Annotated in this window: 11 protein-coding genes; 5 read left to right on the forward strand and 6 right to left on the reverse strand. The window is 69.3% G+C overall.

Features of this window, described 5'->3' with window-relative positions; genetic code table 11:
• Positions 1–46 precede the first annotated feature (46 nt).
• Positions 47–1,201 carry a YbfB/YjiJ family MFS transporter gene (locus tag QNJ30_18305; GenBank protein MDJ0945425.1) on the forward strand — a complete coding sequence of 385 codons (1,155 nt, stop codon included), beginning with the start codon at positions 47–49 and terminating at the stop codon, positions 1,199–1,201.
• A gap of 19 nt (positions 1,202–1,220) precedes the next feature.
• Here the strand turns inward: QNJ30_18305 and QNJ30_18310 are convergent, their stop codons facing one another.
• The 5 genes from QNJ30_18310 to QNJ30_18330 all read right to left on the reverse strand — a co-directional run bounded on the left by QNJ30_18310 (position 1,221) and on the right by QNJ30_18330 (position 6,176).
• Complete coding sequence (locus QNJ30_18310) at positions 1,221–1,973, reverse strand: Asp/Glu racemase (protein ID MDJ0945426.1); 753 nt, start codon at positions 1,971–1,973, stop codon at positions 1,221–1,223.
• An 18-nt stretch (positions 1,974–1,991) separates the two neighbouring features.
• A complete protein-coding gene (locus tag QNJ30_18315; protein ID MDJ0945427.1) occupies positions 1,992–3,176 on the reverse strand; it encodes a Xaa-Pro peptidase family protein in 1,185 nt (394 codons plus the stop codon).
• Positions 3,177–3,298: 122 nt separating this feature from the next.
• A complete protein-coding gene (locus tag QNJ30_18320) occupies positions 3,299–4,168 on the reverse strand; it encodes a CmcJ/NvfI family oxidoreductase (protein ID MDJ0945428.1) in 870 nt (289 codons plus the stop codon).
• Positions 4,169–4,289: 121 nt separating this feature from the next.
• Complete coding sequence (locus QNJ30_18325) at positions 4,290–5,225, reverse strand: LysR substrate-binding domain-containing protein (GenBank protein ID MDJ0945429.1); 936 nt, start codon at positions 5,223–5,225, stop codon at positions 4,290–4,292.
• Positions 5,226–5,750: 525 nt separating this feature from the next.
• A complete protein-coding gene (locus tag QNJ30_18330; protein MDJ0945430.1) occupies positions 5,751–6,176 on the reverse strand; it encodes a tetratricopeptide repeat protein in 426 nt (141 codons plus the stop codon).
• 276 nt (positions 6,177–6,452) lie between these two features.
• Here QNJ30_18330 and QNJ30_18335 point away from each other — a divergent pair, with 276 nt between their 5' ends.
• The 4 genes from QNJ30_18335 (at position 6,453) to QNJ30_18350 (ending at position 12,232) form a co-directional block, all read left to right on the forward strand.
• Positions 6,453–6,593 (forward strand): hypothetical protein, encoded by a 141-nt coding sequence (locus QNJ30_18335; GenBank protein ID MDJ0945431.1) that lies wholly within the window; start codon positions 6,453–6,455, stop codon positions 6,591–6,593.
• Between the two features lie 391 nt (positions 6,594–6,984).
• Positions 6,985–8,592: a hypothetical protein gene (locus QNJ30_18340; GenBank protein MDJ0945432.1), complete on the forward strand. Its 1,608-nt coding sequence runs from the start codon at positions 6,985–6,987 to the stop codon at positions 8,590–8,592.
• Positions 8,555–10,324 (forward strand): hypothetical protein, encoded by a 1,770-nt coding sequence (locus tag QNJ30_18345; protein ID MDJ0945433.1) that lies wholly within the window; start codon positions 8,555–8,557, stop codon positions 10,322–10,324. The genes QNJ30_18340 and QNJ30_18345 overlap by 38 nt, the downstream gene beginning before the upstream one ends.
• Positions 10,325–10,780: 456 nt before the next feature.
• Complete coding sequence (locus tag QNJ30_18350; protein MDJ0945434.1) at positions 10,781–12,232, forward strand: hypothetical protein; 1,452 nt, start codon at positions 10,781–10,783, stop codon at positions 12,230–12,232.
• A 141-nt stretch (positions 12,233–12,373) separates the two neighbouring features.
• On the opposite strand, the gene QNJ30_18355 is transcribed toward QNJ30_18350, so the two are convergent.
• The gene (locus tag QNJ30_18355) at positions 12,374–12,832 is read right to left on the reverse strand and encodes a universal stress protein (GenBank protein MDJ0945435.1); all 459 of its coding nucleotides are present in this window, start codon (positions 12,830–12,832) and stop codon (positions 12,374–12,376) included.
• Between the last annotated feature and the right edge of the window lie 3 nt (positions 12,833–12,835).

Consider the following 12,835-nt stretch of genomic DNA (forward strand, 5'->3'; position numbering starts at 1 on the left):
CGCCGCTCTCGGCGGCCAGACCACAGCCTTCGGAGCGGCCCTTTCGATGGACGGAGCTCGCAGCCAAAGCATGGCGCTCGCCTTCGGCGGCCTGATCGCGCTGGCCGCGGCCATGGGCATCGGGCGCTTCGTCTACACGCCGATCCTGCCCTTCATGGAGCAGGCCCTGGGCCTCAGCAAAGCCGAGGCCGGGATCGTCGCCTCGGCGAATTTCCTGGGCTACCTGCTGGGCGCCCTGGGCGCGGCGGCGGGGCGCCTGCCAGGAGGGCGGCGGCTCTGGTTCCTGGCCGCCTTGGGCGTCAGCGCCGCCACCACTGCCGCCATGGGCCTGGCCGGCGCGGTGCCTGCCTTTCTCGCCCTGCGCTTCCTCGGCGGGGTGGCCAGCGCCTTCGTGCTGGTCTTCGGCTCCGCCCTGGTCCTCGACCGCTTGGCCCGGGCCGGGCGGCCCGGCCTGTCGTCCCTGCACTTCGCCGGGGTCGGCAGCGGCATCGCCGTCTCGGCCGGCCTGGTCTGGGGCCTTGGTGCCGCCGGCGCCGACTGGCGAGCGCTCTGGCTGGCCAGCGGCGCGCTATCGCTGCTCGCGCTGCTGGCCGCGCGGGCGCTGGTGCCGAGCGAGACAGAGCCGGCCGCAGCGCCGGCGGGCGACGGCGCGACCGCGGGCCGCGATCGCCGCCTGCTCGCCCTGACCCTGGCCTACGGGCTTTTCGGCTTCGGCTACGTGATCACCGCGACCTTCATCTCGACCCTGGTGCGGGGCACCCCGGAGATTGCCGCCCTGGAGGGCCTGGTCTGGCTGGTCGTCGGCCTGGCGGCGGTGCCCTCTGTGGCCTTCTGGGCCTGGCTCGGACGCCGCTGGGGCAACGACCGCAGCTTCGCCATCGCCTGCCTGGTCGAAGGCTTCGGGGTCGCGCTCTCCGTGCTGGTAAGCGGCGCGGTCGCCATCGTCGTTGCGGCCGCCCTGCTGGGCGGCACCTTCATGGGCATCACCGCCCTCGGCCTGATCAACGCCCGGGCGCTGTCCCGGGGCGACCCGCGCCGCAGCATCGCGATGATGACCGCCGCCTTCGGCCTCGGCCAGATGATCGGCCCCAGCTTCGCCGGCTACGCCTACCGCTTCGGCGAGAGCTTCCTGCTGCCCTCTTTGGTCGCCGCCGGCGCCCTGGTCGCCGCCGCCGCGCTGACCCCCAGGTTGCGGACCTAGCCCGCATTTCTCATCGTGGTCAGGGCAAAGCGCAACGGAACAGCGATCCGCCGGCGGGCGAAGCGTCCGGCAGGCCGGCGAGGCGCAGCATGTGCCAGGCCAGGGCCTGGTTGCTGGTGACCACCGGCTTGTCCAGGCGCGCCTCGGCCTCGGCGATCACCCCGGCCGTGCGAAGGTTGGTACAGGCGGCGAAGACCGCCTCGCAATCCGGCGCCGCGCCGACCTTGACGATGGCGTCGAGCACCGAGGCCGGCGCGATGCGCGCGACGACGGCTTCCTCGCTCTCCTCGAAGGAGCCGAAGGCGGCGATCTCCAGGCCGGTGTCTTCCAGGTTTCGGCGCATGGCCGCCGAGACCTCGGCGATATAGGGCGTGACGAAGCCGAGCCGCCGGATGCCGAGGGCGCGGCAGGCCGCCTTGACCGCGGTCAGGGGGTCGCTGGTCGCAACGCCGGGGCGGACCGAGCGGATCGCCTCTGCAACCGTGGCTTCCCCGATGACGGTCGCCCCCGACGTGCAGGCATAGCCGATCACGTCGAGGGCCGCGGTCGGCGGCAGCAGACGGGCGGCGGTCGGGATCTCGGCCCGCATTGCGGCCAGGCTCTCCGGGGTCACCTCGGCTCCGCTCGGCACCCGGCTGTGATAGAGCACGACTCCTTCGAGATCGACGAGGCCGCGGAACTCCGGCTCGACCGTCTCGTCCGCCTGCAGGACGATCAGGCCCAGCACCGCTCTCCGGCCGAAGCCCTCGTCGGAGTGGAATGCGAGCTTCAAACTCCGCTCCCCCATCGCCTATCCGATGACGGGCAGCTCGGGCGGCGCCCGCCGGGTCAGGAGCTCCGGCCCCGACTCCCGGATCACGATGTTCTCCTCGTGCACCATGACGCGCCCGGGCGCGAAGTTCATCCCGGGCTCCAGGGTCAGCACCATCCCTGGCTCCAGCCGCGTGTCATCCCAGGCCGTGTGCGAGGGCCACTCGGTGAGCTGGCTGCCCAGGCCATGGCCCAGGCGGCCGACGTCGTTGCCCAGCGCGCCGCCCGCCTCGAGGACCGCCTGCATGGCATGGAAGAGGTCGGCGCAGGTCGCGCCCGGCCGCGCCGCCGCCAGGCCCGCCTCGGTGGCGCGATGGGCGACGTCGTAGGCGCGACGCGCTTCGTCATCGACCTGTCCGAAGGCGAAGTTGCGATCGAAGTCACAGAAGTAGCCGTCGTAGACCGAGCCGGTGTCGAGGATAAGCACGTCGCCGCCGGCCAGCGCGCGTTCCGAGGGCGGCGAGATGATGTCGCCGTAGCCCCCGGGCCCGGCGCCGCCGACCAGATAGGGCACGTCGTCGACGCCGCGGCGCAGGCATTCGATCTTGAAGGCGCGGAAGGCCTCGATCTCGCTCTGGCCTTCGGAGACCAGCCGCGGCGCGGCGGCAAAGGCCTCGGAGACCCGGGCACAGACGTAGGCGATCTTGGCGATCTCCCGCTCCGACTTGACCCGGCGCAGGCGCCGCAGGATCGCCGTCGCGTCGGCGAACTCGGCCGCCGGCAGCGCCTGGCGCAGGCGCTCGAAGTCGGCCAGCGGCATGCGCAGGTGGGTTTCCTGCGCCATGGCCACGCCGATGCGCCCGCCGGCCCCGGCGAGTTCCGTGAGCGTGGCCGCGAGCAAGGTGACGCCGTCGTCCATGGGGTGCGGCGCCGACCAGGTGCGGATGTCCTCGACCCAGGTCCGCGCCATGGCCTCCGCGCCGATCTCGGGAATCACCGCGACCGGCTTGCCCCGCAAGGGCACGACCAGGAACCAGGGCCGGGTCGGACTCTGCCAGAACTGGGTCAGGAAGCCGGAGAAGTAGCGGAGCTCGACCTCGGTGGTCAGGAGCAGCGCCGCCAGGCCGTCCCGCGCCATCAATGCCCGGGCGCGCTCGAGTCGGCTTTCGAACTCGCTGTCGGGAAAGCCGCGCGGCGGCGGCGTCCCAGCTCTCTCCCCCGGCACGGCGCGCCTCCTGCCTTCGGATTACGGGGGGCGGGCGCCCGCCCTCCGGCATTGCGTGGTTCAGAGTGGCACGTCCGGACCCGCGTGCAAACGCTCCAAAGGCGGCACGCGCCCGGCGAGCGTCAGTCGATCACGACCAGGGTTCGGACCTCGATGCTCTCGCGCGGTGCCGCAGCCTCCGGCGTGGTCGGGTCCTCGAAGGCGGAGTGCGGGGTGAAGCGCGCGCGACCGTCGTCGAGGCTGTCCCAGCCCTTGATCAGCAGCACCTCGTCACGGGTCATCTGCGGCGCGTAGTACCAGCGCTGAGCGGGATGATGGGCCAGGTGATAGATCTCGCCGACCCGGTCCGGGAAGACCTGGTCGGTGGCGATCAGGTCGTCGGGACGCACGCTGTCGGCGTCGGCCAGGGCCAAGGGGGACCGCTCGACCGGGCCACGGATCGGCCGCCAGACGTTGACCTGGACGATCCGGGCGCCGGCGGCGGCGAGGCGGTCCGCCTCGGCCTCGCCGAGCAGGTCCTGGACCCGCTGCGGGCCGCTCTTGACCGTGTAGTCGACATGGACCTTGGTCGCCGGGCCGCGCAACCCGTCCGGATTGGGCGCGCCGGCGCCGCCGTCGGAGCGCCGGGTCACGTCGAAGACCACCACGCGGCTGGCGCCGAGCTCCCGGCGCAGCAGCGCCTCGATCTCCGGGATGTATGACTTTTCGACCGCTTCGTCGTCATAGAGGTCCGCGACTCCGGTCTCGTGGCGGCGCAGCACGAAGCCCTCGTGGTCGAGCGACAGGCTTTCGGCGAGGCCGCGCAGGTCATGGATGGCGACCTGGTGCGCCTCGGTCTCGAAGAAGACCTTCGGCGCGCCGCCGGTCAGCGCGGAGCTGTGGAAGGACGGCTTCTCGGCCTGGCGGCGAATGAACGTCAGCGCTGCGCGGATCGGCGCGACGGACAGCGGTGCGCTCTTCGACGTCTGCGCGAGGGAGACGGTCTGGTTCATGGCGGGGTCCTCGTTCAGCCCGGCCGCACGGCGGCCAGCGGTTTGCCTGCCGTCAGAATTGGGCCCGGCGACGGCCGGACGCCACCGACTTCGGCTCAGGGCAACTTGAACGAGATTCAAGCTATGACGGGGCCGCAGGCGCGACCTTGGCGCCCTCGGTCTCCGCCGCCGCCACCTCGGCCAGCCAGCGCGCCAGGCGCCGGGCCGCGGCGGTCGGCGGCTGCTCCGCCGGCCGGCAGAGATAGTAGCCGGCGCCGGTCGGGTCCGGGCCGCCGAAGGGTGCGATCAGGGTGCCGCGGGCCAACCGGTCGTCGACCAGGGGGCGCCGGCCCATGGCCAGGCCGTGCCCGCCCTCGGCGACTTGCAGCGCCTGCTCTGCGGCATCGAAGGTGACCGAGCCGGCGAGCGACGGCGGCTCGAGCCCGTGGGCCCTTGCCCACTCCTCCCACTCGTCCGGGAAGTGGGCGCTGACGATCAGCCGCAGGCCGCGCAGCAGCTCCGCCCTGAGCCTGCCTTCGACCGGTTCCAGGTAGCCCGGCGCGCAGACCGGCAGGGCCGCCTCCTCGAGCAGGAAGCTGGCCTCGACGCCCGGCCAGCGGCCCCCACCGTGGCGGATCGCCAGGTCCACCTGGTCGCGCAGGAGGTCGACCACGCGCGTCGTGGGGACCAGCTGCAGGTCGATCTCCGGCTGCTTGCGCTCGAAGTCGCCAAGCCGCGGGATCAGCCAGGTCGCGGCCAGGGAAGGCGGCAGAGTCAGGCGCACCACGCTGCGGCCGCTGGCCGGCAGGATGGCCTCGGTCGCCGCCTGTATCTGGCGGATCGCGGGATCGATCTGCTCGAGGTAGCGGCGGCCGACCTCGGTCAGCTCCGCCCGGGCGCCGGAGCGGTCGAAGAGCGAGGTCCGCAGGTAGTCCTCCAGCTTGCGGACCTGATGGCTGATCGCCGATTCCGTTATCCCCAGGCTTTCCGCCGCGTCGCGGTAGCGCTCGTGGGTCGCCGCCGCGTGAAAGGCCCGCAGCGCGGCGAAGGGCGGCAGGGACAGCCTCGGCCTGGACATCCGACAAGCTTGATCGAGACGCGAACGGGATTCAAGAGGGTCCGATGACCCCCGCCGAGCCCTCGGCGGTCGTCGCGCCGGAGCCGGGCAGGACGCGCGCGCCCGGGCGTCTCGCAAAAGGTGCCCCGGCGCGGGCCAGAGGGAACGGCAGCCCGCGCCGGGAAGTCCCGGTGCGGGTGGCTGGCGGGGACCCGCACCGAGGGAGTACAGGGAAGGCTGCACGCCTACTTGGCGTGAGGCACCGGCATCCGCCGCAGGGCTCGGCCGATCCTGCGGTCCGCCCCGGTGCATGGCGGGACGTTCTTTGCGGCCGCGCTCGCTTCGCCAAAGGTCGGCCGGAGCTCCGCTCTATGCCGAGCCGGCTGCGGCGTGGGGCGCCAGCGATCCGCGGCACCCTGCGAATCTGACGCCGAATGAAACACAAAACTTGCCAGGAGATGCCGTCTGGCGCGTCGGGCTGCGGCGCCGTCGCGCCCTTCTCCGGGCCCAACGCCCCAAGCCGCCGCGTCCGGGCGGGCAGACGACCTACCGGCCGCCGCCGTCCCCGGTCAGCAGGGCCTTGAACTTCGAGGGCTGGAGCCAGAGCCGGCCGTGGGCGGCCTTGGGGAACTTGATCATGATCGGCTTCAGCAGCCGACGGTCGAGGGCGACGGCCTTGCGGTAGGCGGCCAGGGCCTCCTCCAGGCGGCCCAGCTCCTGCAGGCAGTAGCCCAGGTCGCTGTGGCCTTGGGGATAGTCCGGCGCCAGCTCGACCGCGCGGCGACAGTGGGACAGCGCCTCCTCGAGGCGGCCCTGGGCGCGCAGCACGTTGCCCAGGCCGCTCTCGGCGATCCCGAACGCCGGATCCAGGGCGATGGCCGCGCGGTAGGCCGCCGCCGCAGCCTCGAGGTCGCCCTGCCCCTGGAGGACGTCGCCAAGGGCGTTCTGCCAGGGCGCCGATGCGGGGCGCAGCTCAAGCGCCCGGCGGTACTGCGCCGCCGCTTCGTCCCAGCGCGCGAGGTGCCGATAAAGGCCGGCCAGGGCGGCCCGGGCCTCGGCGTCGTCGGGAGTCAGGGCGAGCAGGGACGCGTAGGACTCGGCGGCCTCTTCGAGGCGACCCAGGCTCGCCAGGATCGAGGCCTGGTTGCGCCGGTAGACCGCGGTGTCCGGGCGCGCAGTCAGGGCCTGTGCGATCAGCGGCAGCGCGGCCGCCGACTCGCCCTTCTGGTGCTGGAGAAGCCCTAGGAGATGCAGGACATCGGGCTCCCCCGGCCAACGCAGCAGCAGCTCGCGGTAGAGCCGCTCGGCACCGGCGAGATCGCCCGCCTGCTGCAGCCGCAGCGCCTGCGCCAGCTCCGGCGGCGCGGCGCCGGCGCCGCCTCGTGGTGACCGATGTCCCGGCCTGGCGATGGTTTGGCCTCCCCGACTCGATGCCCTCAGAAAATCGCCGCCCTGCGCGCAGCGGTCAAGGCGTGGCCCGTTTGCTGGGACTCCTGCACCTTCACTCTATCCTTGCATCAATGACTTGCCGTACCGGGCGGGGCCAAGCGCGCTTCGGCGACTCCCCAGGCCGATGCTTCCGGACGATTCCAGGTCCTTTGGCCTCAACCGGATCGAAGGCTGCCCGGGCCGGCTCGGTCACTTTCGCTTAGGACATCGCTTGTACAACCGCAACGATAACGCGTTCGGCTGCCCTGATCCTGCACAGCGCCGCGACGTCGGCGCGATTGAACCAGCCCGGGCCTTCGTCGACGGCCGATGAACCGAATTTGAGGAAAAGATGCCGGGATATCGTCGCACCTTCCGACCCTTCGTCCCGCTCGGCGTTGCCATCGTGGCATTGCTGACGGCTTCCCCTGGCATGGAGGCGGCGGCGCAGGCCACGCCCAGCGCCGCGGTCGCAGAGACCTGCAGCTTCCCGAAGCCCTCGGCAAAGGCGACGATCGTGTTCGGCAGAACCGCCCCGACAAGGGCGCTTTCGAGCGTGGCGCTCGGTTCTCAAGATGACTTGACCTATGTCGCAGACGTGAGAGTCGACAGGGGAACCGGTCCCTTCTACGCGGTCTTGGTCGCCTCGGTGCCCGTGATTTGGGACGTCGAAGTCGAGGAGGGCGATATCGAACGTCTGGTCGTCATTGGCCCGGGCAAGCGCGGGCCGGTGCGCGCCGGAGTGCGGGGCGTGTCACCGAAAATGGTGAGCTTCGTTCCCTTGGAGGCCTGCCAGATCAGCGATGCCGTTCTCTATCGCAGCGAGCGGGACCACGTTCATCGCTTCCTAGAGAGCCACCTGGGAAAGCCGCCCGACGACATCGTAAGCTTCGGACGCGATACCAAGGTTATTGTCCTTGGACGTGCCGATTCTTCGACAGCCGGCCGCGCAGCCAGGATCGAAGCCTTCGATCCGCAGAAAGAGACAGGACAGCGCGAAGCCGGGAAACCGGGTCACGACATCGTCGAACAGCTGAAGGCCGAGATCCGACGATACTATCCAGGTGGCATTCGTGAGTTCTCACCCGAAGTCGTCATCGCGCCGGCAGAGGTCGAGCGCTATAGGCCTCTTCCCCACCTGGCAGGCCTCATCCAGCTCGTGGAAGATGGCGCAATCCGCGCGATATCCCCGGCCGAGGCCCAGGCTTGGCAGGACGGCGCAAGCAGGCCCTATCGGTTCCGGCTCTCCCCCGGTTTCCGGTACCGCCCTCGCGTTTGGCCACCGAGGTTTGTCGTAACGCGACAGATCCATCTCCCGGCGTACTTGGCCGGCCCCTTTTCGTCGAGCTTTCTGATCCCCGAGGGGGTTCCGGCGCCGAGTGGCAACCCCAGACACAGCTGCCTCTTCTTCATGGAAGGGTATCGCGTCTTGCCCATGTACTGCGTAGGCGAAGAACCGTCCGCCAGGTCTGCCGCTCTGGACCTGAAGCCCGACGAAGCGAAGGCTTGCCGGGTCTTCGAGCTCGACGACGACGAAGAGGTCGCAGCTCTGTCGATCTACGGCGGGAAGGACTCGGCGAGCTTCTCCAAGCGAAACAAGAAGGCAGGCGTGGACGTCCTTGTGAAACGGCCGGGCAGGACCGTCCTCGTCGTCAGCGGCCGTCTGCCGGTCGTCTGGAACATCCGATCCGCGGAAGGCGCTGAGGTCTCGGGAGTCTTGGCGATTGGATACGAGGGCAAGCAGGAGCTGATCGGCTTGCCGAAGAGCGTCCCCGTCCGTCACCTCTCGAAGAAAGACGTCATTGACGGGCGGCTTTGTTCGCCTGGAGAGTGGCTTCTCAACGCATACGTCGGCGGGCCCTTCGCGCTGGCCCTGGACGTCTACGTCCAGCGACTGACCGGGCGGCGGATCGACTGGCTCGATGGCACCGAGCGTGCCGAAGCCTTCGTGGTTCCATGATGACCGGCCTTGGGTTCCCGCTCACGGCGCCAGCGGACTCATCTTCTCGAAGGCCAACTTGGTCCCCTTCGGTTTAGGACAGGCTTTGTACAACCGGAGCCGCCAGACCCTGTGGCGCTTCGTCGAAGTGGAGAAGAACGTGCCGGTAAATCGTCCAGTCTTCCCAGGGTTCGCGCTGCTTGGCGCGGCTGCGACCCTTCTATTGACGGGCTACACGGCACCGCAGGCTGCAACCCCGGTCGAATGCAAGCTGCCGCAGCCCGCCGAGGGAGCGGAGTTCGTTCTCGCCAGCAGCCACCCCTCGAGTCCACTGTCGAGCGTAGCGCTGGGCTCACAGAACGTTGTCACCTACGTGCGCGAGGTCAGGATCGACAGGGAGGCCGGGCCGCTTTATGTCGTCGTCCTCGCGCCCGTGCCCACCGTTTGGAAGGTCGACGCGCAGGACCACGACCTCGACCGACTCATCGTCGCCGGCCCGGCCGCTCAGGGTGCCACCCTGGCCGGGGTAAGCGGGTTGCCGCCGGAAAAGGTGACCTTCGTTCCCTTGGAGGCCTGCGGGCTGGGTCTCGCCAGCCGGGACCGTCGCAGCCTGGATGACGCGCGCCGGGCCTTGACGTCGCAGCTGGGCCGGCCTCCCGATCACACGTTCACCATCGGCAGTGGAGGCGACAGGTTCGTACTCGGCCGCTCCGATCGCAAGGCCGACGAAGGCTCAGACCTGGAGAGCTGGTACGAATCCGACCCCCGGGCGGCGGCATGGCGCCAGCGCCAAGCCACCAAGCAGAGCTACGACTTCGCCGACGAGCTGCAGGCGGAGTTCAGGTTCCGCTTTCCCGGCGGAGTCCGCGAGCTCAGGCCCGAGGAGATCCTCTCGCCCGTCGCGGTCGAGCGCTATGAGCTTCTCCCCAAAGCGCCTGGACTGCTGCAGCTCGTTGAAGCCGGCGCGCTCCGCCGGATGTCCCCGGCAGAAGCGCGGGCCTGGCAGGAGGGCGCCAGCAGGCGCTATCGGTTCCGGCTCTCGCCGGACTTCCGGTATCGCCCCCGCAATTGGCCGCCGAGGTTCGTCGTAACGCGCGAGATACGGCTGCCGTTAGGCTTCGTCGGTAGCCTCAGGTCGAGCTTCTTGGTCCCGGAGGGCGTTCCGCAACCTGAAGGGAACCTCGGCCACGACTGCCTCTTCTTGATGGAGGGATTCCGCGTATGGCCGAACTCTTGCGCAGGAGAGGCATTCATGGCCCGGCAGGCGATACTGTCCTTGCCACCCGACATCGCCGGAAACTGCCGGGCCCTGGAACCCGGCAGCGACGTTCACATCGCCGCGCTGTCGGTCCACTCTGCCAGGACCCGACCAAGCGGATCGGGGCGGGGCAGGAAGGCGCGCTTCGACATCCAGGTCAACCGTCTTGGCCGAACTCTGCTCGTGATCAGCGGCTACAACTCCGCCGAATGGCGGGTCCGGTTCGGGTACGGTACGGTCATCGCCGGCGTCATCGCGTTGGCGCACGACGAGGAGCAGGTGATCACCGGACTGCCGAGGACCGTGCCAATCCTTCACATCCTCAAGGACCAGATGCACGACCGCCGGCGTTGCTCTCCGGGATCGGCGCCGCTCTCGGCACACCGGGGCGGGCCCTTCGCGCTGGCGCTGAACGTCTACGTCGAGCGTCTGACGGGGCGAGAGATCGACTGGCTCGGTGGTCCCGATAGCACGGGCCGTTTCCTGGTTCCCTAGTGTGGTGGTTCTCAATGGCGCGCCTTCGCGTCTTGCCGGGAGGCTGGCGCCAACGCCCAGGGACAGCCTGCTCCTGGCGCCTTGCCAAGGGTCGACAAGGCGGCGGGCCCAGAACCCATCATTGGCACGCCGATCTTGGTTCTGAAGCCTGCTTCGGTCACTTTCGCTTAAGGACACAGCCTGTAGAACCTGAGCCAGCAGGCCGCGCGCCCTCCGACTCCGGCTTCTTCGACAAGACCTGAAGTGCCGAACGCCTTCGCGCGGGGCCGAAGGAATGAATTCGAGGATAGAATGCCGATAGTTCGTGCCGCGCACCAACCTTCGAGACGGCTCGCTGCTGCCGTTCTTGCCATCTTGATGGCCGGCTGTGGGACTGAGGCGGTGACGCAAACAGGCGCCAGGGCCACGGTTGAGAAGGGCTGCCGCCTGCCGCGACCCTCGGAGACGGCGGCGGTCGTGTTCAGCAGCACCGTCCCGACCGGCGCGCTGTCGACCGTAAGGCTGGGCTCTCAGGACATCACTACCTACGTCGCAGACGTGAGGGTCGAGAAGGGATCCGGGCCTTTCTATGGAGTCCTCGTTTCTCCAAGGCCTGTGATCTGGAACGTCGAAGCCAAGGGGGATGACCTTGATCGGCTGGTCATCATCGGCCCGGCCAAGCACAACTCGCTGAAGGCCGGTGTCCGCGGCGTGGTGGCGAACAAAGTGACCTTCGTTCCGTTGGACGCCTGCCAAATCAAAGAGGGCATTATCTACCGGAGCGAAAAGGACAAAGTCCGTCGGTTCCTGGAGGGCCGTCTGGGCCGGCCGCCCGACCACATCGTCGGCCAGGATCGCAGGGCCAAGACCATCGTACTTGGCCGCAGCGCCTCGAGAGACGCGGACGGCGCGAGCCTCGGGGCCTGGACGGAATCCTATAGCGAGGAGGCGCGGAGACGGGCCCACCAAGCCCCAAATCCCAAAGATCCCATCGCCGACCAGCTGAAATCGGAGATCCTCCGCTTCTACCCCGGCGGCATCCGGGAGCTCGCACCCGCAGAGGTCCTCTCACCCGTGAAGGTCACGCGCTATAGGATCCTTCCCAACCAGGCGGGGCTGCTCCAGCTCCTGGAAGACGGCGCGATCCGAGAGACCTCCCTTGACGAAGCCCGGGCCTGGCAGGACAGCGCCAGCAAGCCCTACCAGTTCCGCCTGTCGCCCGACTTCCGCTACCGCCCCCGCAAATGGCCGCCGAGGTTCGTCGTGACACGGCAGATCCAGCTGCCGCCGGTGATGGGCGGCGCCCATTCGTCGAGCTTCCTGATACCGGTGGGCGTTCCGGAGCCCAGAGGCGATCGCGGCCACAACTGCTTCTTCTACATGGAGGGGTCTCGCGTCGGTCCCGAGACCTGCGCGGGCGTGGAGCCAAAGGCCAGGTTGGCAGCCCTTGCATTGCCGCCCGACCACGCGAAGACCTGCCGCGCCCTGGATGTCGGCGATGATGTGCATATTGCCGCTCTCTCCGTGCATGGCGCCGAGAAACAATCAAGCTCATCTCGGCGGGGGAGGAAGGAAGAAGTCGACGTCCTGGTAAAGCGGCGCGGAAGAGTCCTGCTCGTGGTCAGCGGCCATCGGTCGGTCGCCTGGACGGTTCGTCCCGCCCAGGGCGCAGACATCGTCGGGGTTCTGGCCATCGGACTAGAGCGGCCGCAGGAGGTGACCGGACTGCCGAAGAACGTCCCGATACGGCACTTCCTGAAGGACGAGGTCGAGGACGGCCGCCTTTGCTCACCCGGGGCAGGGTTGGTCGTAGCCTACAAGGGCGGGCCTTTTGCGCAGGCCCTGAACGTCTACGTCCAGCGTCTGACAGGTCGAGAAATCGACTGGATTGACGGTGCCGCCGCCGCTGACGAGTTCGTGGTACCATGAGGTACGCCGGCCGTCATCACGCAGGTCTCGGATAGAGGCCGCCCGACCGCACCGGGTGAGCGATTCGACCGAGCTTCTTGGCGAGCCGCCAATCGTAGATGACGGTCGTAGGTTCGCTTGGGCCCGGCCGCGGCGGCCCGCTCAGTCGCGGACGATCTGAACCGAGCAGCGGGCGTGGCGGGCGACGCGGGCGGTGTTGGGGCCGAGCAGGTAGTCCTTGAGCGAGGGCCGGTGGGCGGCCATGACGATGATCTCGGCATCGACCTCGTTGGCCGCGTCGACGATCTTCTCGTAGATCGTGCCGTGCGCGGCGATGATCCCGCCGAAGAACTCCTTCGGAACGTGCTCCTTCGCCAGCTCCTGCATGCGGTCCTCGGCCTGCTTGACCAGGTCCTTGATGTCGAACTCGATGGAGCCGTGCTCCTCGCCGCGGATCGCGTAGCGCCAGTCGATGCCGGAAACGATGTGCGGCACCACGGTCATCAGCCAGACCTCGCCCTTCAGGATCTTGGCCTGGTCGACGCCGGCCGGCAGCGCCTTCGCCCAGGTGCTCTTGTGCTCGAGGTCGATGGGAACGAGCACCTTCTTCTTCTCAGCCATGGC

This window comes from Kiloniellales bacterium (assembly GCA_030066685.1).
Lineage (GTDB): Bacteria > Pseudomonadota > Alphaproteobacteria > Kiloniellales > JAKSBE01 > JAKSBE01.